Origin of the sequence: Pedobacter anseongensis (genome assembly GCF_037482965.1) — a bacterium.
In the GTDB taxonomy this organism is placed as follows: domain Bacteria; phylum Bacteroidota; class Bacteroidia; order Sphingobacteriales; family Sphingobacteriaceae; genus Pedobacter; species Pedobacter anseongensis.
Genome location: NZ_JBBHKB010000002.1, coordinates 364,980 through 390,828, shown reverse-complemented (window position 1 = coordinate 390,828; position 25,849 = coordinate 364,980). Strand labels below are relative to the sequence as shown.

General features: G+C 37.3%; 24 protein-coding genes and 1 tRNA gene. 21 read left to right on the top strand and 4 right to left on the bottom strand.

The annotated features are described in order from the left end of the window. Nucleotides 1-12 precede the first annotated feature (12 nt). A complete protein-coding gene (locus WG904_RS08820; protein ID WP_339578943.1) occupies nucleotides 13-2,325 on the bottom strand; it encodes a hypothetical protein in 2,313 nt (770 codons plus the stop codon). 142 nt (nucleotides 2,326-2,467) lie between these two features. Further along, entirely contained in the window at nucleotides 2,468-5,401 is a 2,934-nt protein-coding gene (locus tag WG904_RS08815; protein ID WP_339578942.1) for a M16 family metallopeptidase, read from the bottom strand. A gap of 49 nt (nucleotides 5,402-5,450) precedes the next feature. On the opposite strand from WG904_RS08815, the gene surE reads away from it, so the two are divergent. From surE to WG904_RS08770, 9 genes are all read left to right on the top strand, one after another. After that, nucleotides 5,451-6,218 (top strand): 5'/3'-nucleotidase SurE, encoded by a 768-nt coding sequence (surE, locus tag WG904_RS08810; protein WP_339578941.1) that lies wholly within the window; start codon nucleotides 5,451-5,453, stop codon nucleotides 6,216-6,218. Next, nucleotides 6,208-6,465 (top strand): stationary phase survival protein SurE, encoded by a 258-nt coding sequence (locus WG904_RS08805; RefSeq protein ID WP_339578940.1) that lies wholly within the window; start codon nucleotides 6,208-6,210, stop codon nucleotides 6,463-6,465. The genes surE and WG904_RS08805 overlap by 11 nt, the downstream gene beginning before the upstream one ends. Before the next feature lie 57 nt (nucleotides 6,466-6,522). Continuing rightward, nucleotides 6,523-7,620: a lipid-A-disaccharide synthase gene (lpxB, locus tag WG904_RS08800; protein WP_339578939.1), complete on the top strand. Its 1,098-nt coding sequence runs from the start codon at nucleotides 6,523-6,525 to the stop codon at nucleotides 7,618-7,620. Between the two features lie 3 nt (nucleotides 7,621-7,623). Then, the gene (locus WG904_RS08795) at nucleotides 7,624-9,042 is read left to right on the top strand and encodes a glycoside hydrolase family 125 protein (protein WP_339578938.1); all 1,419 of its coding nucleotides are present in this window, start codon (nucleotides 7,624-7,626) and stop codon (nucleotides 9,040-9,042) included. 28 nt (nucleotides 9,043-9,070) lie between these two features. Then, nucleotides 9,071-10,075, top strand: coding sequence for a LacI family DNA-binding transcriptional regulator (locus WG904_RS08790; protein WP_339578937.1), 1,005 nt, complete (start codon nucleotides 9,071-9,073; stop codon nucleotides 10,073-10,075). Further along, entirely contained in the window at nucleotides 10,075-11,181 is a 1,107-nt protein-coding gene (locus WG904_RS08785) for a formylglycine-generating enzyme family protein (RefSeq protein WP_339578936.1), read from the top strand. Before WG904_RS08790 ends, WG904_RS08785 begins: the two co-directional genes overlap by 1 nt. Before the next feature lie 118 nt (nucleotides 11,182-11,299). Continuing rightward, nucleotides 11,300-12,172: an ROK family protein gene (locus tag WG904_RS08780; protein WP_339578935.1), complete on the top strand. Its 873-nt coding sequence runs from the start codon at nucleotides 11,300-11,302 to the stop codon at nucleotides 12,170-12,172. A gap of 19 nt (nucleotides 12,173-12,191) precedes the next feature. After that, complete coding sequence (locus tag WG904_RS08775; protein WP_339578934.1) at nucleotides 12,192-12,863, top strand: basic secretory protein-like protein; 672 nt, start codon at nucleotides 12,192-12,194, stop codon at nucleotides 12,861-12,863. A 25-nt stretch (nucleotides 12,864-12,888) separates the two neighbouring features. Further along, nucleotides 12,889-15,180 carry a GH92 family glycosyl hydrolase gene (locus tag WG904_RS08770; RefSeq protein ID WP_339578933.1) on the top strand — a complete coding sequence of 764 codons (2,292 nt, stop codon included), beginning with the start codon at nucleotides 12,889-12,891 and terminating at the stop codon, nucleotides 15,178-15,180. A gap of 36 nt (nucleotides 15,181-15,216) precedes the next feature. Here the strand turns inward: WG904_RS08770 and WG904_RS08765 are convergent, their stop codons facing one another. Continuing rightward, nucleotides 15,217-17,013, bottom strand: a complete 1,797-nt coding sequence (locus tag WG904_RS08765; RefSeq protein WP_339578932.1) for an ATP-binding protein — start codon at nucleotides 17,011-17,013, stop codon at nucleotides 15,217-15,219. Nucleotides 17,014-17,149: 136 nt separating this feature from the next. On the opposite strand from WG904_RS08765, the gene WG904_RS08760 reads away from it, so the two are divergent. Next, a tRNA-Ala gene (locus WG904_RS08760) sits at nucleotides 17,150-17,226 on the top strand. Nucleotides 17,227-17,423: 197 nt separating this feature from the next. On the opposite strand, the gene WG904_RS08755 is transcribed toward WG904_RS08760, so the two are convergent. Continuing rightward, the gene (locus WG904_RS08755; RefSeq protein ID WP_339578931.1) at nucleotides 17,424-18,206 is read right to left on the bottom strand and encodes a CPBP family intramembrane glutamic endopeptidase; all 783 of its coding nucleotides are present in this window, start codon (nucleotides 18,204-18,206) and stop codon (nucleotides 17,424-17,426) included. A 329-nt stretch (nucleotides 18,207-18,535) separates the two neighbouring features. Between WG904_RS08755 and WG904_RS08750 the strand changes: the two genes are divergently transcribed. From WG904_RS08750 to WG904_RS08700, 11 genes are all read left to right on the top strand, one after another. After that, complete coding sequence (locus WG904_RS08750; protein WP_339578930.1) at nucleotides 18,536-19,531, top strand: sensor histidine kinase; 996 nt, start codon at nucleotides 18,536-18,538, stop codon at nucleotides 19,529-19,531. Further along, the gene (locus tag WG904_RS08745) at nucleotides 19,528-20,229 is read left to right on the top strand and encodes a LytR/AlgR family response regulator transcription factor (RefSeq protein WP_339578929.1); all 702 of its coding nucleotides are present in this window, start codon (nucleotides 19,528-19,530) and stop codon (nucleotides 20,227-20,229) included. Before WG904_RS08750 ends, WG904_RS08745 begins: the two co-directional genes overlap by 4 nt. Nucleotides 20,230-20,419: 190 nt before the next feature. Beyond that, complete coding sequence (locus WG904_RS08740; protein ID WP_339578928.1) at nucleotides 20,420-21,211, top strand: sulfite exporter TauE/SafE family protein; 792 nt, start codon at nucleotides 20,420-20,422, stop codon at nucleotides 21,209-21,211. A 76-nt stretch (nucleotides 21,212-21,287) separates the two neighbouring features. Further along, nucleotides 21,288-22,676, top strand: coding sequence for an MBL fold metallo-hydrolase (locus WG904_RS08735; RefSeq protein ID WP_339578927.1), 1,389 nt, complete (start codon nucleotides 21,288-21,290; stop codon nucleotides 22,674-22,676). 13 nt (nucleotides 22,677-22,689) lie between these two features. Then, the gene (locus tag WG904_RS08730; protein ID WP_339578926.1) at nucleotides 22,690-23,283 is read left to right on the top strand and encodes a methyltransferase domain-containing protein; all 594 of its coding nucleotides are present in this window, start codon (nucleotides 22,690-22,692) and stop codon (nucleotides 23,281-23,283) included. 21 nt (nucleotides 23,284-23,304) lie between these two features. Continuing rightward, the gene (locus WG904_RS08725) at nucleotides 23,305-23,541 is read left to right on the top strand and encodes a hypothetical protein (RefSeq protein WP_339578925.1); all 237 of its coding nucleotides are present in this window, start codon (nucleotides 23,305-23,307) and stop codon (nucleotides 23,539-23,541) included. Next, nucleotides 23,538-23,744 carry a DUF6132 family protein gene (locus WG904_RS08720; RefSeq protein WP_339578924.1) on the top strand — a complete coding sequence of 69 codons (207 nt, stop codon included), beginning with the start codon at nucleotides 23,538-23,540 and terminating at the stop codon, nucleotides 23,742-23,744. The genes WG904_RS08725 and WG904_RS08720 overlap by 4 nt, the downstream gene beginning before the upstream one ends. Continuing rightward, entirely contained in the window at nucleotides 23,741-24,034 is a 294-nt protein-coding gene (gene trxA / locus WG904_RS08715) for a thioredoxin (protein WP_339578923.1), read from the top strand. The genes WG904_RS08720 and trxA overlap by 4 nt, the downstream gene beginning before the upstream one ends. A gap of 3 nt (nucleotides 24,035-24,037) precedes the next feature. After that, complete coding sequence (locus tag WG904_RS08710; RefSeq protein ID WP_339578922.1) at nucleotides 24,038-24,748, top strand: thioredoxin domain-containing protein; 711 nt, start codon at nucleotides 24,038-24,040, stop codon at nucleotides 24,746-24,748. A 19-nt stretch (nucleotides 24,749-24,767) separates the two neighbouring features. Next, nucleotides 24,768-25,331, top strand: a complete 564-nt coding sequence (locus WG904_RS08705) for a YeeE/YedE family protein (RefSeq protein WP_339578921.1) — start codon at nucleotides 24,768-24,770, stop codon at nucleotides 25,329-25,331. A gap of 8 nt (nucleotides 25,332-25,339) precedes the next feature. Beyond that, nucleotides 25,340-25,834 (top strand): YeeE/YedE family protein, encoded by a 495-nt coding sequence (locus tag WG904_RS08700; RefSeq protein WP_339578920.1) that lies wholly within the window; start codon nucleotides 25,340-25,342, stop codon nucleotides 25,832-25,834. Nucleotides 25,835-25,849 lie beyond the last annotated feature (15 nt).

Sequence of the window (25,849 nt, the reverse complement as noted above, 5' to 3'; positions counted from 1 at the left end):
TCATACGGCCCATTATTGTTTTCCTTTAACTTCGAAAAGATGTTCGGCATACACCACACCCTTCTCTGTGACCCCTTGTACCACAATTCTAAATTTTCCCGTAATATCGCTGGTATAAAAGCTTAATTCTGTTTCCTTTTTTGCATTTAACAATGTGCCGTAACTCCAATAGATTGTAGAAAAAAATGCAGGTTCATTTGGGTTTTTATAGTCGTCATTATAAAATTCTTTTTCCAAGTGAATGCCTTTTACAAGCTTAAATATTCCTTCTTCGGGGACTGTACAGCCGCCATACACTATTTTCATATTGGTTCCACTTTCTGAATAGATATGGCCTTTTATAGGTTGAGTTTTGTTTGGGCTCGAAGTGTGATTGCGGCAATTTAAGATGTTATATTCACAAACGTAATCACCACAGGCATTTGCTCCCGAAAATTTAAACCTGCTATCATTTTTATTAGAGATGATTACTTCCTTTAATCGAATGGATTTTTCGTTGTTTTTTAACAATAATTCTGTGTTATTTATCAAGTTCGAAGGTAGAATGGCCAGGTTATTCGGCATTGATTTAGCCATTTTTTGGTTCATCGTCGAAAATTGATCGTTAATTTCAAGGTTAACTTCATAGGGTAATTTTTGAGCTCCATTTACAAAAGCATACATTTTTTTAGTAGGAAGTGTGATGAGCTGGTTTTCTTCAAAATTAAAAAAGCCCTTCGATGTGGTTGTAATTAGATTAATGCTTTGGCTGCCCATTGTGCCAATAATTAGGGGGGCGGTAACCTCTTTTTTTTGTCTACGAACTTGGCCACCTACACCTAAGCTATCTATTTTTGATAGGGTATCTCCAGATCGACTCATGTTTAAGTCTTGCCAGGTGTACCTTCTCCACCCCTTAACCAAAAGCATTTGCTCTAAATAATTCCGATCTTTATAGGGCCTTCCATTGCTAATGAGAGGTAAAGTGCTTAGCGCATTGATTAGATAAGCATAGCTTTCGATGTCAGTCGTTTTGCTAAATTCTAATCTATTATTTTGAACGGCTGCAATAGATACCAATGCATTATTATCAAAGTTCAATTTGAGCTTTAGATTTACCTTTTCGCGTTGATTATAAATTTCTTTATCACTAGTGATGATAATTTTTTCAGAATTATTATAGTGTGCAAAAAATATTCGTTCGGCTAAAGGTCTATTTAAGCTGTCGATAATGGTTAATGTTGTTAAACCTTTTGGCATATCGTCTAAAGGTATTTTTATAAGGGTATTGCCAATTCTTGTGATAAAAGGTGTGTTTATAAAACAAGTTTTATAATTATGTACCAGTACATTAATCTTAGATTTTTCGGTACTCTTGAGGTTTATCCTTAGCGTATCATCAACTAGCGCCTTTTCTAAGGTTATCACTAAACCTTTTTCGAGTGCCATTGGTAGATGATAGAGAGTATCTGCTAAGTTTGAATGGAGCAGTTTGAGCGTATAATTGCAACCGATTTCTGGTTTTAACAAAAATTTTCCAATCCCATAACTCGTAGTTTCGATGGTATCTATTACCTCTTGGTTTTTGAATAAAAATGCTTTCAAAGCAATAGGCCGATTTTGTTTATCTTTTACCTCCCAACCCATGGTTGAAGCTAATCCCAATACTAAATTCCCTCCTTCTGGGTAAAATTTAACTATCGCTTTATTTTTAGGCTGCGGTAAAGCAATGTTAATAAACGTACTATCGTGTACGTATTTTAATTTTACATATAGATTTGGATCTGTAGTATTGCTTTGAATGGGTAGTGTTAGCATAGCTTGCCCAGATGCATCAGTTATCGTGCTTTTTCTGACGTTACCATAGGTGTAGGTAATTTCACTTGGTCTGGATAAAAATCGTCCATCTATCGCTCTTGCAGAGACTAAAACTTTAACAGATGTAGCTTCAGCTTTTGGCTGATCAATCAGTTTAACGTTTGCATTAAACGTAGGCTCGATACTCGATTTTATTGTGATATTTTGGATAAACAGTACCTCAGGAAGCTGGTTCATCAGCTTATCGGTATAAACTAAAAAATGATAGTTTCCCGTAGGAATTGAGTCGGGTAAAGTAAGGCTGCCGAATGACAAACCTTTATTCATGATAAATTTATCATCCATAATCAGCGCACTATCTACGTCCCTGATTAAGGCAACCGCCATAACTTTATGCAAGTTGGCCGGTGTTTTAGCTTCTTTAATTAGATAGCCGGTGAAGTAAACGGTCTCGTTATTTGAATAGATATTTTTATCAAAATGAACAAAAAGGTTTCCAGAAGGTTTCGCTAGTGCGTACCACTTCATTTTTTCTTCAATTGTATTTTGAGCAAATGTGTTTTGTACGATCAAACAACTTAAGAAGCAAAGAAGGAGAAAACGCATCTTATAAATATACAAACACTTTGACAAATTTAGCACTTTGTCAAAGTGTTTGGTTCTTTTGGTTTTAATATCCGAACAATTGCTCTAAAGTTAGCGTGGTAACAGCGCCAAACTTCTGCATATCTTCCATTTTCACTTTCTTATCAGAAGCTACAATTAAATAAGTATAAGGTTTGTTCGCAATTTTTTGATCATGGAAAGATTTAATGCTATTAAACGTTATTGGCTTTAACTCTTTGTATAAATCGATCCTCGAATCGTAATCGTAACCTAATTTTTTATCGGCAAAGTAATAGAAGAACACGCCATCCTTTGTAACGCGAGTTGTTTCTAAGTTGTTAAGCACGTTAGCTTTTGCACCATCAAACGATTTATCACTCTGAGGTAAAACATTTAATAATTCGTTCATGCCGTTAACTGCATCGGTCATTTTATCGGCCTGGCTACCTACATAAGCAACCATGCTATATTGTTTATCTGCTTTATCTGGCGATACATAGGAAGCAAAAGTAGAATACGCCAAAGCTTTAGACTCTCTAATGGTTTGGAAAACGATAGAACCCATGCCTCCACCAAAATAGCTATTAAATACTTCGATCGTTGCGGCATCATTCTTATTGTATACACCTGTGTTTCTTAACCAGCGAATTTCAGATTGCACCATATCGTAATTTGCAAAATACACCTGATTTGCACTTTGAGTGGTATAGGTATAGACTTTTGCGGGCGCAGCAGGTGTAAATTCTTTAGGCAATAAGTGTTGCTTTTTAATTTCTGCGCTGAATGTGGTTAAATCTTTAGGACCGTAATAGGTAATTACATGCTCATAATTGTTCAAGTTTTTTAACAAATAGATTAAATCATCAGACTTAATGTTTTTAACCTCATCATTTGTCAACACATTATTAAAGGGGTTTACATTTCCGTATTGTGCATAAGAAGTTAATGCACTCATAATTTGTGCTTTATTTAATTTGCTATTTTCGCGGTTTTTTAAAATACTACTTTTAAGATCTGAAAGTGCTTTTTCATTCGGTTTTAAATTGGCAAAAATATGCTCAACCAAACTTACCGCCTTATCAAAGTTCTCTTGTAAACCACTAATATTAATAGTTGTGATTTCGGTGCCTACACTTAAGCTATAAGTACAGGCAATATTGTAAAAAGCTTTACTTATTTCTTCTGCGGTATACTTATCTGTTCCTAAAAAGGCTAAATAACTGGAAGCATAAGGAAGTAGTTTATAATTGTTACTACCTAAATTATAGCGATAGCTCAGTTTAAAAATCGAATTTTCGGTGTTTTTAGTGGCTAACACTTCGGCAATACCTACCTTGCCAAATGCGATATCTTTTTTGTAATCCAAAAATTTAGGGGCAATTGGTTTTACGGGAGCTTCTAGAATACTTTTTACAAATGGAGAGGTTAGGTTTCCATTGGCATTAATTGGAGTAATGGTTGGTTTTTCTACTTTTATTGTGGTTTTGTCTACACCCTTGTGCTTAAACCCAATTACATAATTATCTTTAAAAAAGGTATTTGCAAAAGCAATAACTTCGGCTTTGGTAAGTTTAGCTGAGGCATCGATATCACCTAGACTTTTTTCCCATTTTGTGCCTCTGTTTAATATAAATTCGTTTGAAAGTATTTCAGCACGATTGTTATTACTATCAAAAGCTTGTAAAAAACTTAATTTCTTGTTTGCTACAATTGCTTTTAAAAGGTCGTCGTCAAATTCGCCTTTCTTTAAATTATCAATTTGATCTAATACCAATTTGGCAGCTTCTTCTAATGTTTGCCCTTGGCGCGGCTGGGCTGATAAATTAAATACGCCATAATCTTTCATTTGCTGGTATGAGGCGCTTGATCGCTGAGTTTTCTGCTGTTTATTTAGATTGATATCAATTAATCCAGCTTTGCCATTATAGAGAACGCTACTTATTAAATCTAAAAACATGCTAGAACGCGAATTTTCAGGAAAGCCGCGATAGTAAATCTCTACCATTTCGGCGCTTGGTCCGTATACATCAACCTTTTGAATTTGTGTTAAGGGTTTTTCAGGTGCAGGGGTGTAAAGTGCAACTGGCTTAGCCACCATATAGCTAAATGCTTTATCAACCTTTTTAATCATTTCGTCTGGATTAAAATCGCCGGTAAAAATGGCGGCCATATTGTTCGGCACATAGTACTTATTGTAATATTTTCTGATTTCTATTAATGAAGGATTTTTTAAATGTTCGATGGTTCCAATAGTGGTTTGTTGCCCATAATTATGGGTTGGAAACAACAATTCCATCATTGCTTCATCTAACTTATTAGGGTCGCTATCTAACCCACGATTTTTCTCTTCATAAACTGCCTCAAGTTCAGTATGGAAGATACGGAAAATAGGTTTGCGGAAGCGCTCGCCCTGTAGGGCTAAAAATTTATCAACAGAGTTGGATGGGAAATCTTCGTTATAAACTGTTTCTTCATACCACGTATGGGCATTAGATGAATTGCCACCTATTCCGGCCATCATTTTATCGTATTCGTTGGCAATCGAAAAATTTGAAGCTTCGCCCGAAGTTTTATCGATTTCTTTATAAATTTCTTTACGTTGGGCAGGATCGGTTGTTTTGTTATATTTCTCATACAAAGCATCAATTTTATCTAGATATGGCTTTTCTTTTGCCCAATTTGCGGTTCCGTATTTATCTGTTCCCTTAAACAAAACATGCTCTAAATAATGTGCTAAACCAGTAGCATTTTTTGGATCGGTATTACTTCCAGCTCTAACACTCATTCTAAACTGAATATTAGGTTCTTTTGAATTAGGCGATAAAATTACAGTTAACCCATTCTTTAAGGTGTAAAAACGAGATTTCGAAGGGTCGTTGGTTACATATTTATAGGTGTAACCGTTAGCAGTAACCGTTTTCCATTGGTAGGTAGACTGCGCAAATAAAGTTGAGCCTGTAAAAAGCAACCAGGCAAGGGTTAATAATTTCACGTTCATGATTATAAGTTATACTTCAAATATAAGTTGATTTACTTACTTTTACACTATGAATAAGCCTACAATTTTAGTTGTAAATGACGATGGCATTACGGCTCCAGGTATTAAAAGCCTGATTGAAGTGATGCAGGAAATTGGCCATGTTGTTGTTGTTGCTCCCGATGGTCCGCAGTCGGGCATGGGGCATGCCATCACTATTGGTAAGCCTCTACGTTTCGATAAGGTAGATTTATACCCCGGAGTTGAGATGTATAAATGTTCAGGAACACCGGTAGATTGCGTTAAATTAGCTGTTAATAAAGTCTTTAAAGGTAAAAAGCCCGATTTATGCGTGTCGGGCATTAACCATGGGTTAAATAATTCTATCAATGTAATTTACTCCGGAACCATGTCGGCCGCAGTTGAAGGAGCAATCGAAAAAATTCCTTCTATCGGTTTTTCGCTGGATGATTTTGCACAAGATGCTGATTTCAGTCATTGCAAAAAATTCATTAAAGCCCTTGCTTTACAGGTGCTGAGCCATGGTTTACCAGAAGCAACGCTATTAAATGTAAACTTTCCGAAGGGTGCAGATCTGAAAGGGATAAAAATATGCCGACAAGCGAATGCGAAATGGGCCGAAGATTTTGAGGAAAGAAAAGATCCTTATAAGCGACCTTATTATTGGCTTACGGGGGTTTTCGAAAACTATGATAAAGGCGAAGATACCGATGTTTGGGCGCTAGACCATGGGTTTGTATCAGTAGTACCTGTTCAATTTGATTTAACAGCTCATCATGCGATACCAATTTTAAATAGTTGGGATTTTGAGGGTTAAAGATACCGTTTGGAATGGATGTGTAATTGGACTAATTATCCCAATTATGCCGGGTATATTAGTTTGGTATATCATGCAAAATGTAGCTGTTTTAAGGGAAGCGCATTGGCTGCTCATAGGATGTGTAGCGATTAATGCTATTTTGATGAATTACTTTTTTAAAAAGAATAAAGACAATATTGGAAGAGGGATTATAAGTGTTACCTTTTTGTGGGCATTTGCTTTTTTCTATTACAAGATGGCTTGAAGACCGAAAGATTAAAATGCCAAAAATATTCCAACAAACCAAAAACTAACCAACTAAATGAAATATTACCTCGTTGCCGGCGAAGCTTCTGGAGATTTACATGGAGCCAACTTGATGAAGGCACTTAAGAAAGAAGATTCTGCTGCACAATTTAGGTTCTTTGGTGGCGATAAAATGCAGGCCGAAGGTGGGAAACTTGTAAAGCACTATGCAGAGATGGCCTTTATGGGGTTTACTGAAGTGGTATTAAACCTACCTACAATTTTTAAAAATTTAAAAGCCTGTAAGAAGGATATTTTAAACTATCAGCCTGATGCATTAATCTTGATTGATTTTCCAGGTTTTAATTTGAAAATTGCAGAGTTTGCGAAAGAAAATGGAATTAAGGTTTGTTATTATATTTCTCCAAAGGTTTGGGCTTGGAACCAAAAGCGTGTGTTGAGAATTAAGCGAGTGGTTGATCAACTGTTTTGCATATTGCCTTTTGAAGTCGATTTTTACGCTTCATGGGGCATGAAAGTGAACTATGTTGGTAATCCATTATTGGATGAAATAGCACAATTTACCAAAGACCCGGATTTTCGAGTTAAAGAGGGACTAGACAAACGACCCATTCTCGCTTTGTTACCTGGCAGTAGAAAACAAGAAATAGAGAGATTACTTCCGGTGATGTTAAGCGTAATGGATAACTTTTTAGATTATCAATTTATTGTTGCTGCGGCTCCAACCTTTGATGCCGATTACTATCATCAATTTGTAGGTGAAAAACCAGCAAAGCTCGTTTTTGCAAAAACCTACGATTTACTTGCTGCTGCTCACGTGGCAATCGTAGCATCTGGAACAGCTACTTTAGAGACTGCCTTGTTTAACGTTCCACAGGTTGTGGTATATAAAGGAGGTACACTATCTATTGCTATCGCCCGTTTATTAGTTAAAATTAAATTTATCTCCCTGGTTAATTTAATTATGGATAAAAAGGTAGTTACTGAATTGATACAGGAAGAATGTACTACAAATAGAATTACCGAAGAATTAAATTCTATCGTTAAAGGAGAACACAGAACTAGGATGTTGCAAGATTATGAAGAATTGTCTAAGAAAATGGGAACTGCTGGGGCCTCAGCGCGAACGGCGAAATTAATTGTAGGGAACTAAAATATGAAAAGAAGAAAATTCATACAAAATACAAGTGCGTTGGCTACTGGTCTAATCGCTTCTAAATTTTCATTTGCAGAAGGGCTGCAAGAATTTCCGATAGTGCGAGTTGCGGCCGCAAAACGTCATTTTACAAGCGTTGCTGTTGAAAATGCAATCAAAAGTTTTCAAGCAAACGTGGCCGATAAAGAATTGGGTTGGTTGTTCGAAAATTGTTTTCCAAACACTTTAGATACCACGGTAACTTATAGTTTAAAAAATGGGCGACCAGATACCTATGTTATTACGGGTGATATTGATGCCATGTGGATGCGCGATAGTTCTGCACAAGTTTGGCCTTATTTACAGTTTGCCAATGATGAACAAAAGATAAAAGATTTAATTGCAGGCGTAATTAACCGACAAACGCAATATATCTTAAAAGATCCCTATGCAAACGCTTTTTATAACGACCCCACTAAAATAGGGGAATGGAAAAACGATAGAACGGAGATGAAACCAGGCGTGCACGAACGAAAATGGGAAATCGATTCCCTCTGCTATCCTATTCGTTTGGCGTATAATTATTGGAAAAAGACTGGCGATAAATCGCCATTTGATAACGATTGGAAAAATGCAATTGGGCTTACGTTAAAAACTTTCAGAGAACAACAACGTAAAGATGGAAAAGGACCTTATCGTTTTCAACGCGAAAGTTTATATCCTACAGATACCCTCTCTATGAATGGCTCTGGGTTTCCAGTTAAGGCTGTCGGATTAATTTGCTCCTCGTTTCGTCCGAGTGATGATGCTACTGTATTTCCATTTTTAATTCCATCAAACTTTTTTGCATTAGTTAGTTTAAAGGAAGCTGCAGCGATGGTAACGAGCTTATATAATGATAAAAATTTAGCAGATGGCTTGCTAAGCCTTGCGTCAGAAGTAGAAGCTGCGCTACACAAGCACGCTTTAAAAGATCATCCCGAGTTCGGTAAACTATACGCCTTTGAAGTTGATGGATATGGAAGTGCTTATCTTATGGACGATAGCAATGTTCCTAGTTTACTTTCTATGCCTTATTTAGGAGCGATTAAAGTGGATGATCCTGTTTATAAAAACACACGGAAGTTTATTTTGTCATCAAATAATCCCTATTTCTTTAAGGGCACGGCAGCCGAAGGAGTAGGTGGCCCGCACATTGGTCCAGATATGATTTGGCCAATGGCGATTACTATGCAAGGCTTAACTTCGGTTAGCGATGCAGAAATTAAAAATTGTATTGCCATGTTAAAACGTACGCATGGTGGAAAAGGCTTCATGCACGAAAGTTTTCACAAAGATGACCCAAAAAACTTTACCAGAAGCTGGTTTGCATGGGCAAATACATTATTCGGTGAGTTTTTATGGAAAGTTTATAAAGAGAAGCCCTACTTGTTGAGTTAAAGAAGATTTTTTTTGTAATTTAAACAACATGAACAAAACGCTTTCTATTAAAGACATTGCAATAGCGGCAGGTGTATCGATTACTACCGTTTCTTTTATTTTAAATGGCAAAGCGAAAGAGAAAGCGATAAGTGATCTTGTCACCAAAAAGGTTGAAGAAATAATTAAGGAATTAGGTTATAAGCCTAATCAACTGGCTCGGAGCTTAAGAACAGGTAATTCAAATATTATCGGACTAATTGTAGAGGATATTTCGAATCCTTTTTTCGCCTCCATTGCGAAGATGATAGAGTTTAAAGCCTACAAAAAAGGCTATAAAATTATCTATTCAAGTACCGAAAACGAAGTCGACAAGGCAAAAGATCTGATCAATATGTTTAAATCGAGAAAGGTAGATGCCTATATCATTTCGCCCATTAAAGGAATTGAGCAAGATATACAAGTACTGCTAAATGAGCACAAACCTGTAGTGTTGTTCGACAGAGATTTAGAGGGCTTAGTAGTTGATTATGTTGGAGTAGACCATTTTAATGCATCAGCCGAAGCTACGGCAAGCCTGGTAGCTAATGGACGAAAAAATATTGCTTTCGTAACTACTGATTTGGCTATTAAGCAAATTACAGAGCGTTTAGAGGGTTATCAAAAAACATTAGAACAGCATAAACTTTTTAATGAAAAGTTAATTATTAAAATTCCATTTAACCAGGATGAAGAAGATAGCACTGCTCAGATCGAGTTATTATTTTCTGAAAACCAAATCGATGCCGTTTTATTCGCTACCAATTATCTCGCTATTAGTGGGTTAATGGCGTTGAGGGCATTAGGGAAAAAAATCGATGAAAATTTGGAGGTAATTGCTTACGATGACCACATTGCTTTTAAGTTAATTACGCCTCAAATTTCTGCTGTAGAACAACCGTTAGAAGAAATTGCCGAGAAAATAATAGATCTGGTGTTAAGTCGATTATCGAGCAAAGAAAAAAGACCTGCTCAGCAAGCTATTTTTCCTGCCAAACTAATTTTAAGAAAGTAATGAAGCACCTTAGATTATTATTTTTTATTTTAAATACGCTAGTCTTTACCGCGTGCCAAAATGATAAAAAACCTGTTGTCGCTAAATTAGATTCAGTAACTACATGCGAAAGCAATTTACCCTCTCGGTTTGGTTCATCAATAGATAGCAGTATCATTAAGCAAGGTAAAGCAGATCATGCTGAAATGGTGTATATTCCGGCGGGCACGTTTAGAATGGGAGCATCGGATAAGGAAGGCCGACCCGATGAATATCCTCAACATACAGTTAAACTCTCTGCATTTTGGATGGATAAAACCGAAGTTAGCAATGCCAGTTTCGCTAAATTTGTAAAAGCTACAGGCTATATTACCACAGCAGAGCGCAAACCGAACTGGGAAGAGTTAAAAACACAATTGCCCGAAGGTACGCCCAAACCTCCTGATAGTGTTTTAATCGCTGCATCACTCGTTTTTTCGGCCCCAAAAAAAGTCGACAATTTAAATGATGCATCACAATGGTGGGCCTGGAAGAAAGGGGCGAATTGGAGGCATCCCGACGGACCAAAAAGTAACTTAAATGGAAAAGAAAACTACCCCGTTGTTCACATTTCGTGGGATGATGCGCAAGCCTATTGCAAATGGACAGGCAAGCGATTGCCCACTGAAGCTGAATGGGAATACGCCAGTAGAGGTGGTTTAAAGAATGCAGTTTATCCATGGGGAAATGAGGATATAGAGAAAGGAATACCAAAAGCAAATACTTGGCAAGGAAATTTCCCTATACGAAATACCAATTGGGATTCTTATCCCCAACTTGCCCCCGTTAAAAGCTTTGAAGCCAATGGCTATGGCCTTTACGATATGGCAGGGAATGTTTGGGAATGGTGCAGCGATTGGTACCGTTCAGATTTTTACGAGACACAGCATGAGGCTAACGAAAATCCGCTAGGACCAGCCAACAGTTACGATCCGATGGAGCCAAGTGTACCTAAAAAAGTAGTGCGAGGAGGATCTTTTATGTGCAATGCCTCTTATTGTAAAGGCTATAGGGTAAGTTCTCGCATGAAAACATCAAAAGATACCAGCTTAGGACATACTGGCTTTAGATGTGTAAGTTCAAATTAATCAGGTTTTTTTTAAAAAAATCTTAACTGTAACATTAAAATTGCACAAATTTTAATTGCCGAGGTTAAATATTAGTTAATATTGATTTACTAAAACGATTTACTAAGTATGTATTTTAATGAGTAGTCCTTTTGTATTGGGAGTAGATATAGGCGGTTCGCATATCACAACGGCTTTGGTTGATGTGGATAAGAGGATATTAGTCCCCGATTCCATCCATCGAAAATTGATCGATTCTAAAGATAAATCAACTAATATACTCGATGCATGGAGTGAGGTAATTAACCAATCGTTTAAAAACTACCCTGTGTTAAAAAAGGAAATTGGAATTGCCATGCCTGGTCCGTTCGATTATAAGAATGGAATCTGCCTCATCAAAGAACAAGATAAATTTCTATCCTTATATAGGTGTAACATTAAGGTCGAATTGGCGAAGCGATTAGCTATTTCAACATCCACAATTCATTTTATAAATGATGCTGCAGCTTTTTTGCAGGGTGAAGTATTTGCAGGAGGGGCAAAGGGCGCAGCTAGAGTACTCGGATTTACCTTAGGTACGGGTTTGGGCTCGTCGATTTGTATCCACGGCAAGGCAAGGGATGCAGCCTTATGGAAGGCTCCATTTCTAGGAGGGATGGCCGAAGACTACCTTTCTACAAAATGGTTTGTTTATCGATATCATCAATTAACTGGAAATCGGCTTAGTGGAGTTAAAGAATTGGCAGCTTTAGTAGCGTTAAACGGGTATGCAAAGCAGGTTTTTAAGGAGTTTGGAGAGAATTTCGCGAAGTTTATCATGCCTTTAATTGAACAGCATCAAGCCGAAGTGATTATCCTTGGAGGTAATATTACGCAAGCTTTTTCAATTTTCGCTCCAAACCTTATTCACATATTAAGACAAAATAAATTTAACACTAACATAGAAGCGACTACATTAAACGAACATGCAACGTTAATTGGTGCTGCAAGTTGTTGCCAAATCGTAAGTTAATTTAAATACTTTAATCAAAATGAGGAATATAGCATTGGTTTTAATTTGTAGTTTATCGCTATTCTTTAAAACATCAACCGCACAAGAAATAGTTAAGAAAAAGGGGTACACCCTTACTTTTGAAAGTAATTATGAAGAGCTAGATCCGAAACTGAAGAAAAGACTGATTGAAACATTTTTTGAGGTGTATCCTAAGCTAGCAAAGGAATATAATCCTAATACGGTTAAGGAGGTTAAATTCTTTGTAGATACGGCGTATAAAGGAGTTGCAGCCACGGCGAATGCACGTGTAGTGTATGCTTCCAATTGGATGAAAACACATCCAGAAGACATTGATGTGGTTACACATGAGGTAATGCATATTGTACAGAATTACGGGAAAAGCCTGGGCCCTGGCTGGTTAACGGAAGGAATCGCCGATTTTGCTCGATATAAATTTGGGGTAGACAATGCTGGCTCCAAATGGAGCTTGCCCGACTTAAAACCTACACACAGCTACAAAAATAGTTATCGAATTACTGCCCGTTTTTTTGCATGGATAGAAGATAAAGTGAAATCTGGCACCATCAAAGAAGTAGATAAATGCCTGAGAGAACATACTTATAGCAACAATATTTGGAAAAATATAACCGGAAAAGATCTTGATGAACTATGGGTCGATTACAGTACGGATATATCCTGGAAGATTTAATACACTACTAACAACCTATACTCAGATGAAAAAGTTACTTATTCTATTGCTCTGCTTTATTGCTTTTGGCACTTTCGCTCAAACCGTTGGTAAGCTTACGGATCCAGTTGAATGGATTAACCCTTTAATGGGCACGCAATCGAAACCCGATCTTTCTAATGGTAATACCTATCCTGCCATCGGTGTGCCCTGGGGGATGAATTTATGGACTCCGCAAACCGGAAAAATGGGAAATGGTTGGGCCTATCAGTATGATGCAGATAAAATTAGAGGCTTTAAGCAAACTCACCAACCCTCGCCATGGATGAACGATTACGGGGCTTTTGCTATCATGCCAGTAACCGGAAAGTTAAAGTTTACCGATGATGATAGAGCAAGCTGGTTTACGCATAAAGCGGAAGTTTCTAAGCCCTATTATTATCGTGTTTATTTAGCCGATGCCGACGTAACAACCGAGATTACGCCAACTGAAAGAGCAGCCCAATTTCGTTTTACCTACCCTAAAACAGATAGTGCATTTGTAGTGGTTGATGCGTTAAATAAAGGTTCTTACATTAAAATTATCCCTTCAGAACGAAAAATAATTGGGTACACGATGCGCTATGCACGAGGACCATTGCCTAAAAATTTTAAAAATTACTTTGTAGTTATTTTCAATAAAGATTTTAAGGTGGCTAAAACCTGGAAAGGTAACCGATTGGTTAAAGATAGCCTTGAAATTGAAAGTGATCATAGTGGTGCAATTATTGGCTTTAAAACGGTTAATGGAGAGAAAGTAACGGCTAAAGTGGCTTCATCATTCATTAGTTTCGCACAGGCAGAGCTCAATTTGAAACGCGAATTGGCAGCCGATGATTTTGATGCCACAAAGGCAAAAGCTAAAGCGATTTGGAACAAAACCTTAAGTAGAATTGCGGTAGAAGGTGGTACAGTTGATCAGACCCGCACATTTTACTCTTCTTTTTATCGCACACTCTTCTTTCCGAACAAACTATATGAGGTAAATGCCGAAAATAAAATTGTGCATTGGAGCCCCTATAACGGGCAAGTTTTGCCCGGTTATATGTTTGCTGGCACTGGTTTCTGGGATACCTTTAGAGCGTTATATCCATTCTTGAACTTAGTGTACCCTTCAATTAATAAGGAAATGCAAGAGGGTTTAATTAACGACTTTAAAGAGGGTGGATGGCTACCGGAATGGAGTAGCCCAGGTTATGCAAATATCATGATTGGCAATAACTCGGCTTCAGTAGTTGCAGATGCTTATATAAAGGGCCTGCGTGGATACGATATTGAAAAATTATGGGAAGCACTTAAGCATGGTGCCAATAACGAGGGGCCAATGGAAGCCGTTGGTAGATCGGGAGTAAAATATTACAATGAATTGGGCTATGTTCCTTTTGATGTTAAAGTAAGAGAAAATGCAGCGAAAACGTTAGAATATGCCTATGATGATTTTGCAATTTATCAATTGGGTAAAGCCTTGGATAAACCCGCAAGCGAAATCGATATTTATGCAAAAAGAAGCATGAATTACAAAAATTTATTCGACCCTTCGTCTGGCTTAATGCGTGGTAAAAATGCTGATGGCACTTTTCAATCGCCCTTTAGTCCGTTTAAATGGGGCGGTGCATTTACTGAAGGCAATAGTTGGCATTACACGTGGTCGGTATTTCAAGACGTGGCCGGTTTAGCTAAACTAATGGGTGGTAATGCGAAATTTGTAAGCAAACTCGATTCGGTATTTTCTATGCCTCCTATTTTCGACGAAAGTGCGTATGGTGGAGTAATTCACGAAATCAGGGAAATGCAGATTGCAAATATGGGTCAGTATGCACATGGCAATCAACCCATTCAGCACATGATTTATCTATATAATTATGGCGGTGCACCTTGGAAAACACAATACTGGGTGCGCGAAGCCATGAATAGATTATATGCAGCAACACCAGATGGCTATTGTGGTGATGAAGATAACGGGCAAACTTCTGCTTGGTATGTATTTTCAGCTTTGGGCTTTTATCCGGTTACTCCTGCCGTAGATCAATATGTAATTGGTGCACCCTTGTTTAAAAAGGTGACTTTAACTCTTGAAAATGGGAAGAAGGTAATTATTAATGCTCCAGCAAATAGCGACAAAAATAGATATGTACAGGCTTTAAAAGTTAACGGACTTAATTACGATAAAAACTGGTTAAGTCACTCGGCATTGCAAAAAGGAACAACATTAGATTTTAATATGTCGGCAATGCCCAATAAAACGAGAGGAACATCGGAAAATGCTTTTCCTTATTCTTTTTCTACTGCAAAGAAATAATATTTACTTTGGCAATCTTTTAAGATTGTCAAAGTTTTAACCTTTCTTAATAATTACTTCTTCCAATTTTCTTCGTAATTCGGAGGTGTTAAAAGGTTTGGACATAAAGTCGTCTATGCCTGCGGCAGCAACTTTATTGCGTACATCTAAGGCCACCGAAGCGGTTAGGGCAATAATAGTAACCTTCGCTTTCTTTGGGTCCTTAAATCGCCTAATGCTCATAGCTGCTTCATAACCATCCATTATTGGCATATGAATGTCCATTAATACCACATCAAAATCGTTATTTTCGAATGCAGAAAGGGCTTCGGCTCCATTTATGGCAAAATGAGGGTTGATTTTCCAGTTTGTGAGTAATTTCTTCATTACCAAGGTATTCATCTCATTGTCTTCTGCAATTAGTATTCTAAGTGTACTAATGTCTATTTCCTCAGGTTCACTGTTGTTTGTAGTTGCCGCTTTTTGAGTAGGGTGAAGCACTGTATAAATCAATTCGAAAGTGAATGACGTGCCGCTTCCAGTTTTGCTCTTTGTAATTACCTCGCTGCCCATTAAGGTCAGCAAATTTTTAACAATGGCTAATCCTAAGCCTGTACCCCCATATTTTCGGGTTGTACTGTTCGACGATTGCGTAAACGAATCGAATATAATGGTTTGTTTATGGGTCGGAATACCTATCCCAGTGTCGCTGATGTTAAAATGGAGTTTAATGGTGCTGGGTGTTTTTGAAATGGATTTAATTATAACGTTAACTTTTCCTTTGGCGGTAAATTTAATCGCATTTTCGATTAAGTTAACTAAAATTTGAGTAAGCCGAGTAGGGTCGCCTATAATAGACAGCTCTTTTAAATCTTCATCGATATCAACTGTAAACGCAAGTTCCTTTTCCTCAGCCTTGCTTCTAAAACCGCTATATATATTTCTGATTAAATCGTAAATTTTAAAGGGAATACTTTCAATTTCTACTTTTCCTAGATCTATTTTGTTGTAATCTAAAACATTATTGATGAGGTTGAGCAGATTATTGGCAGAGAATTTTAATACATTAAGATTTTCTGCTTGATCTTCTCTTGGGTTCTGCATCAGCAAGATATCGCTCATGCCAATTACACCATTTAAAGGTGTGCGCAATTCGTGAGAAATGGTCGAAAGAAAATTGCTCTTTGCTTTTGATGATTGTTCAGCCTGAATAATTGCTTCTTTCAATTTTTCGTTGAGTAATTTTTCTTCTTTTCGTTTTTCACTTAACTGCTGGATGGCGATATTGAAGGAGTTAAAGAAATGGTATTGTAGGTAAATTATTAATGAAAAGTTAAAAACGAAAACAACAGAGAAGGTAAGGCTATCTGCTTCTATAGGTCTCACCTGCATGAAAATGTGCTCATGGCCTCTTAAGGTGAAATACAGCAGCATCGGAATTACAGTAAGTGCAGAGTAGAACATGCCCCACTTTGAGCCGAGTAAATAATAACTCAAAACAATAAGCAATAAAGTAAACTGTATAGAGAGTATGTTTACTCCTTTTATAAAGAAGAAGATGTTAGACCAAATGATGAACGTAAGCATAATACTTGCCGTATGGGCAGCAATTTTCCACCTCGAAGTATAAAATAGGGTATAAAGTAGACTAAGTAACAATAAGAAGATGATGAGTGAACGAACAAAAAGTATGGTCTTCCCTGTTAAATAAAATGTTGGGATGGTAAATAAAGTAATGCATATACAGGCAAGTGTAGCATGGGCCAAAAATTTAGCTCTAATAATGTTAAAAGGATCGGAGTCCTTTGCCAGCATTATGGTTAAACGCTCTTCGATATTGATAAATTTTAGCATAGGTAATTTCAATATAGCAATTATATAAATAAAAAGTTAATCATATTAATTTTAAATTAAAAAAATTTACACAGTTATTTCGTGAAAATAATTTGCTCACATTGAACTTTTAATTACTTTTGCATCCCGAAGGTATGGGGGATTAGCTCATTTGGCTAGAGCGCTTCGCTGGCAGTGAAGAGGTGATCGGTTCGAATCCGATATTCTCCACCAAAACCTCATCAGATAAAACTGGTGAGGTTTTTTTGTTGAAGTCTGCCATAACTCTGACAGATTATAAGGACAGCAAAAAGAGTTCGTCTTCAATAGGAAAGTAAGTATTCAATCAAGGGAGTAACAAGCTATCAAAATAAGCCAAGCAAAATTGGTTTATAGAATATTTCTTTATCCACCCAAATACATTTTTATGGTTAAATTACGTTAGTGGTTTTAATTTTCCAAATGGTTAATATGGCTAAAAGTATGACCACGAAATAAGGAAAAGATACATTGTACATATTATAGGTAGCATGGCTGTCACTGATGATTACCAAAGCAGAATTTTTGCCACCTGAAGTTCGTGGGATCAGTTCCTGTGCGTAGTTCCACCCCAAATGAATCCCAATCGGAAACATTAAATTTTTAGTTTTAATATAGGCCAAACCAAAGAGTATTGAACCAGCCCCAGTAGACACCATAACTAGAATAATATCATTTGTCTTCATTCCCTTATCGATGTGCATCAAGCCGAATGGAATAGCGATCAGTAACTGCGCAACCCATACCCGATATTTTTTGAGTAGCTCTTGAAATGGATACCCCCTAAAAATAAATTCTTGGACAAATGCAGACCATAAGCACATAAGAAAGGTTACCGCAATAAAAATTGGATCAATATGAGGGTTCAGCTGCCAATTGCCATTGGTAAGCAAGATGGTTAAGATAAAAGTAACGATAAGCATTATTATTCCGATAACAAGACCACTAATAAAATCTACAACAGCTTTCTTATCCTTTGGCCAGAAACTTATCGATGCAAGACATCGATTTTCTAATCTGAGAAATGCCCAGCTCATCACTAGGGCAATGGTGAAAAAGAAAATAAAATCGTTGAGCATCGGCACTGTTCCTGCAATAATTGTAGCTATCCATAAGATCAGGAAGTAGCAAAGTACCTTGAGCCATGCTAGGGCGTTGATAATGATGTTTTTCATAATTGTGAATTTTATGTAAATAGCTTAAGTTTAATCTCCCCCTGCAACTATAATCGACAGGATATAAGAAAGCCACTATGAACACTTATTTTTTGGCAATAAAAAAAATTGAAACCTAAAAAAAATACTCGTTTGCCTGCTATCGGGTTTCGTTGCTAAATTTGACATGTTGGTCGTTATTATTTGTCACACTGCATGGAAAAGCAGATATTTAATGCATGCAGACCTCCAAACTCATCGAAAAAATCTACGCTAGGCCCACAATCAGAATAAGCCTACACTTTCTCTTTTGGATGATACTGTTCGGGCTAAAACTCTACCTTACAAACGTGTCATTCAACGCATACAGGTCCTTCCCGGTAACGGCCTATCTACTGATAACTTTAGTTGGCACAATTGTTCTAGCCACATTCTATTACCTAGCTGTATATGGGATCTTGCCTATATTACGAAGAAAGCGTTATGTACTTGGAATTACTTATCTGATTATTGGATTGATTTGCTATACGGTGCTTGATTCCTATTTGGAGATACTCTTTATAGATACTTGTGAAGAATGCCAAGGAATGCTGAGCCATGAGAATGCGGCCTACGCAGCTTACCTAGAACGAGGGCTTATCAATGTAATACTGACCCGACTTTTGGGTTTGGGTACACCTATCTTTCTTTTATTTGCCCTTTGTATACCATTTAGTATCAAGATGACTATTCAAGCCTTTAGAAGCAATATCCAAGCACTGCAACTTGCCAAAGATAACCTACAGCTTGAATTTAATTTTCTAAAAGCTCAACTAAATCCGCATTTTTTGTTTAATGCCATGAACAATATTTATGGATTGATTCTCAGTGGCGATAGGGAGAAATCAGCAAGATTGGTTTCCCGACTTTCCGAATTGTTGCGTTATACCTTGTATGATTCTAATGAAGATCAGATGCCTATCGAAAGAGAGCTGAAGCTGATGAAAGATTATATCGAACTAGAGAAAGTGAGACTGAACGATACCAAGGTGAATTTTAAATGGCAATTAGACCACAACGACTATCACATCGCCCCTTTATTGTTAATTCCGTTAATTGATAATGCTTTTAAATATAATAGTGATGAAGAGGGTTCGTATATTGATATCTTTTTGGATGTTTTGCAGGGCAGGTTCAGGTTTACAATTGAGAACAGTATAAGTGAAGGAACAAAAGGGCAAGTGGTTGGTGGCATAGGTATTAATAATCTGAAAAAGAGATTGGAACTTTATTACAAAAACAACCATTGGTATGAAACTTCAGTTTTAGATGGTGTTTATTCTGTAAATTTAATAATCCAGCTATGATCAAATTGAATTGCCTTATTGTAGATGACGAACCTATTGCAAGAAACCTGTTGGAGGGGTATATACATAGGATTCCAGAGGTATCGCTTGTTAAAAAATGCAAGAATGCCACTGAAGCGTATGAAGCTTTGCATGAAACTCCAGTTGATCTTGTTTTCTTGGATATCCAAATGCCAACGATTACGGGAACAGAATTTTTGAGGTCACTGCGCAGTCCGCCCCTTGTTATTTTTACAACCGCCTTTGCTAATTTTGCCGTCGAAGGCTTTGAACTGAACTCGGTAGATTACCTATTAAAGCCCATCACGTTTGAGCGATTTTACCAGTCCGTACAAAAAGCAATAGATCGGAAAACACCAGTTCATCCTCAACCGATGCCAGAAGCTCCTAATTATATCTTTATTAAACAGGATTCGAAGCTGGTTCGCGTTGAACATGTTGATATTGATTTTATCCGCGCAGAAAAGGATTTCTGTTGGATTTTTTGCGGTAGCGAAATTAAATACTTCGTATCTATGCACCTCAAGATGCTGGAAGAAATGTTGCCTGCAAATAACTTCCAACGGGTTCACCGTTCGTATTTGGTTAACCTCTCCAAGATCCAAATATTGAAAGGAAATACTTTGATATTGGGGTCTGATGAAATTCCAATAGGGGCAAACTATCGTCAGCTATTAATAGAAAAATTAAGAATATAGATCCACAAGGGCTCGATTTTAAATCGGCTAATGAACTTGGTGTAGCACAAGTAGTCGTTTCGTGCTTGTTAAAACAATTGGAAGATAACGGTTCGGCTCAGTTGAGCAGAAATAAAATTATCCTTGTGTAACTAAAGTAACCGTAGCCCTAATTGAATTGTGCTAGCTTTGAAATTATAAAATCAGGGCAATGGAAATTACAGGTTATTCTGCTTCAATCCTTATCGGCATTTCACTCGGACTAATTGGCGGTGGCGGTAGCATTTTAACCGTGCCTGTATTGGTTTATTTATTTAGCATTGATACCGTTTTGGCAACTACCTATTCGCTTTTTGTGGTAGGCTCTACCAGTTTAGTAGGTTCTTTCTCCTACTTTAAAAAGGGATTTATAAATGGTAAAACTGTACTATTTTTTGGCATTCCCTCTATAATCGCTGTTTTTTTGACTCGCCATTATATGCTTTCTGCCATTCCAGAACATGTACTAAATGTTGGAGATTTTGAACTTAGTAAGTCAATTTTACTCATGGTTTTTTTTGCAGTGCTGATGGTATTTGCATCGTATAGCATGCTCAAAAAAGACACGGAAGTGAGTGCTGTGATTACTAAACCTGCCAACACTTTTTCGGTAATCGTACAAGGTTTAATGGTTGGAGTGGTAACTGGACTTATTGGTGCAGGTGGTGGTTTTTTAATCATTCCAGCATTGGTTAACCTTTTAAAATTACCCATGAAAACCGCAATTGGAACTTCCTTGATTATCATTGCAGTAAATTCATTAATGGGCTTTGGTTTTTCATTGGGTCATTATCCAATAGATTGGCAATTTTTACTTACTGTAACCCTGATTGCTATTGGAGGCATTTTTATTGGAACCTATTTATCGACCAAAATAGATGGCAAAAAATTAAAACCCGCATTCGGGTGGTTTGTGCTTGTAATGGGCATTTATATCCTAATTAAAGAAACGATATTGAAGTAAAATACTTATGTAACCAAAGTAGCAGTAAAGTAAAATTGAGAGTAGCACCTTTGTAAATAAAATAAAATCTAACATTATGTTTTTTCAACACGTATATGATAAGAGCTTAGCCCAGGCAAGCTTTCTAATTGGTTGCCAAGCCACAGGCGAGGCATTAGTAATTGATGCACAACGTGATATGGATGTGTACCTTAAAATTGCTGCACAAAACAATCTTAAAATTACACACATTACAGAAACGCATATCCATGCTGATTTCTTAACAGGATCGAGAGAATTGGCAGCAGTAACTGGTGCTCAACTCTATTTATCTGATGAGGGCGGTGCAGATTGGCAATATCAATTTGACCATATCGGATTAAAGCACGGCGATAAAATTAATGTCGGAAACCTCAGCTTAGCGGTACTGCACACACCCGGACACACGCCAGAAAGCATCAGTTTCTTGTTAACAGATCATCCTGCTACTAGCGAACCGGTAATGGTGTTTACTGGAGATTTTGTTTTTGTTGGTGATATCGGACGCCCCGATTTATTAGAAAAAGCTGCGGGGTTAATTGGCACGCAAGAAATAGGGGCAAAGCAGATGTACGAATCCATCCAGCGTTTTACCGAACTGCCTTCATTTGTACAGGTTTGGCCAGGCCACGGTGCAGGTTCTGCTTGTGGTAAAGCTTTGGGCGCTGTACCAAGCTCTACCGTAGGTTACGAAAAAATAAGAAATTGGGCTTTTCAATACCAAAATAACCAGAGGGGATTTGTAGACTATTTATTAGCCGGACAGCCTGAGCCTCCAAAATACTTTGCCATGATGAAGCACTTGAATAAGGTAAATCGTCCGCTTTTGGTCGAAATACCTAACCATCAGGAGCTAAGTTCGGCACAATTTTTACGAGCGTATGGTGATGGAATTAAAGTTATTGACACCAGAAATAAAGTAGATTTTGCCAAGGGTTTTATTCCTGGCAGTATCAACATTCAGCATAATAATAGCCTATCCACATGGGCCGGCTGGTTTTTAAATTATCAAGAGCAATTTATCATCGTTGCAAACCCTGCCGAAAAGGAAGAAATTACCAGAAAATTGATGAGAATTGGTCTAGACAATATCTACGGTTTTGTAAGTGGTATTGGAGATTTAGGCATTGAGCTACGCACGGCTGATGTAATTGACTTAGAAACATTTAAAACTTATTTGAGCAAAGACAATGTGCAAATAGTTGATGTACGTAATTTAACCGAATTTAATGATGGCCATATTGAAGGTGCGGATCATGTTTTTGTAGGTACTTTACAAGATAACTTGGATAAAATTAGCAAAGACAAACAGGTGGTGATCCATTGCCAAAGTGGGGATAGGTCTGCAATTGCCTACTCTATTTTAAGAAAGAACGGTTTTGATTCGATAAAAAACTATTCGGGTGGTATGAGGGAGTGGTTAGCTAACGGAGGTAAAATAATATAAAAAACGGATCATCATGAAGCAAGCAAATAAGCTAGGTCAATCTTTTTGGAATACACGTTGGGAGAACAACCAGACAGGATGGGATATCGGCATAGCGTCGCCAGCTATAACCACCTACATGGAGCAATATCCGGATAAAGATGCTGCCATTTTAATTCCAGGTTGCGGCAATGCTCATGAGGGCCAATGGCTATTAAAGAATGGCTTTACTAATATTACTTTAATAGATATTGCCCCAAAAGCTGTAGCACAGCTGAAAGAGAAATATGATAAAAATCCTGAAATAAAAGTTATTCTCGGCGATTTTTTTGAACATCAAGGTCAATTCGATTTGATGATTGAGCAAACTTTTTTCTGTGCTATTGAGCCTAAGCTTCGCGAAAAATATATAGCCCAATCGGCATCCTTGCTTAAAGAAAATGGACAGATCATAGGAGTACTTTTTAATATAGAGTTCGAGAAAGAAGGCCCGCCTTTTGGAGGGGATATGACAGCATACCAACCACTATTTGAAACGCACTTCATGATCAAAAAAATGGAACATTGCTACAATAGCATTAAACCTAGAGCAAATACAGAGGTATTTATTAACCTCACTAAAAAGTAATACGATAAAAAAAATTAAGCTATGAAAGCAATGCTATTTAAAAACTGGAATTTTATGCGAATTTTACGCTTAGCAATGGGTATATTTATCATTACTCAAGGTGTTTTAGCAAAAGAATGGGCGCTTGGTATCATGGGAGGACTTTTTACATTCTTAGCAATTCTCAATATTGGTTGTTGTGGCACAAGTGCCTGTAATACACCTAATAAAAGTCGCAAACATCAAATAGAAGAAATTAGTTTTGAAGAGGTAAAATGAAAAACTACATTAAAAACAAATCATTTGCCATTATTGGGCTTTTAATGGGAGCATTAGGCGGCTATCTTTACTGGAAATTTATTGGGTGCAATACCGGCACATGTGCCATCACCGCTAGCCCAATAAACAGTACCATCTACGGTGCATTTATGGGTACAGTAATAGGTTTAGCAATACAAAAAGATAAAAAACAGAAAATATGACTTTTCAAGAAATCATCAATCAAGATAAACCGGTTTTAATAGATTTTTTTGCCGAATGGTGCGGCCCGTGCAAAATGATGTCGCCAATGTTGGCAGATTTAAAAAAGAGAGTCGGAGATAAAGCCAGCATCATTAAAATAGATGTAGATAAAAATCAGCAAGCCGCCAAAACCTATAGCGTAAGTGGTGTCCCAACCCTAATTTTGTTTAAAAAGGGCGAAATTCGCTGGAGACAGTCGGGTGTAGTACCCGTTTCTGAATTAGAAAGATTAATTAAAGAGAACCTATAATTCATGTATAAACGTATTTTCATCTTCTTTACCGCCATTGTTTTAAACAGCTGCGGTAATGCCCAAACCAAATCTATACCAACTAGTATTTCGGCTATTGAATTCGCGGAGCAGTTAAAAACAGACAATACAATTCAGTTACTTGATGTACGTACGCCAGCTGAATTTAAAAATGGACACATAGAAAATGCCATTAATGCAAGTATAGGTGGTGGTGATTTTGAAACGCAAATTGCGACTTTAAATAAGTCGAGGCCTGTTTTTGTGTACTGCTTAAGCGGGCCAAGAAGTAGTGCCGCCGCAAAGCAACTGCGTGATGCAGGTTTTAAAAATGTAGTAGAAATGCATGGCGGGATGATGGAATGGCGATCGAAAAATCTGCCTGAAACTAAAGCTGCAACTGCAGTGAATACAATGGGAATAAGTTTAACACAATATGAAGCGTTGTTAAAATCAGACAAATTGGTATTAGTAGATTTTTATGCCGATTGGTGTTCGCCATGCAAAGAAATGAAACCATATCTAGATAAAATAGCCATTGATATGGCCGATCAAGTAATTATTGTACGGATTGATGCAGATGCAAACGCAGCCCTATGTAAAACCTTAAAAATAGATGCTTTGCCCGTTTTAAAACTCTACAAAAACGCAAAGATGATTTGGGATAATTTAGGCTTTATCGACGAAGCCTCGGTACGTAAACAGTTGAAATAGTTAAATAGATCAAAACAATATGATAGAATTTATAAAGCAACCTTGGCCTTGGTACATAGCCGGGCCATTAATTGGATTAACTGTACCCGCACTTTTGATATTAGGAAACAAATCTTTTGGTATTAGTTCGTCTTTAAGACACATTTGCGCTTCGTGTTTCCCTGCAGGCATCCCCTTTTTTAAATATAACTGGAAAAATGAAGTTTGGAATTTGGTTTTTGTGTTTGGGGTATTTTTAGGTGGCGCAGTTGCCATTAATTTCTTATCGAACCCTAATCCTATAGAAATAAACCCAAAATTGGCAGCAGAATTATCAGGTTATGGAATCACCAATTATGACAATTTAATACCAGCTGATGTGATGAGTTGGACATCGCTGTTTACCCTTCGAGGTTTCATACTAATGGTTTTTGGTGGGTTTTTGGTAGGTTTTGGCACTCGATACGCTGGCGGTTGTACCAGCGGACATTCCATTATGGGCCTTTCTAATCTGCAATTGCCCTCCTTAATTGCAACAATTAGCTTTATGATTGGAGGTCTGATTATGGCCAACTTCATTCTACCTCACATTTTATCTCTTTAATTAGCCATATGCAACACGATAATAATTCAGATTTTGAAGCGCGCTCATTAGACGCCATGTGCGTAAACGACAGTCATCTAGAACATAGTTGGTATCATAATATTAAATACCTGGTTGTTGGTTTGTTATTTGGTATAGTTTTCGTTAAATCAGAGGTAGTTAGCTGGTTTCGTATCCAGGAAATGTTCCGCTTACAATCATTCCACATGTATGGCATAATTGGCAGCGCTGTGGTTGTTGGCATGATTTCGGTTTGGCTTATCAAGAAATTCAAGATCAAAACCATATATGGCGAGACCATCGAATTTCACAACAAAGCATTCAATAAAGGGCAAATATATGGGGGATTGCTATTTGGCTTAGGGTGGGCAATTACGGGCGCCTGCCCAGGTCCTCTTTTTGCTCAAATTGGCACCGGAGCAACCGTAATTATAGTTACACTTTTAAGTGCTATTGCAGGAACTTGGGTATACGGTTTGATAAGGGATAAATTACCTCATTAAATTAATTGAGCCTTT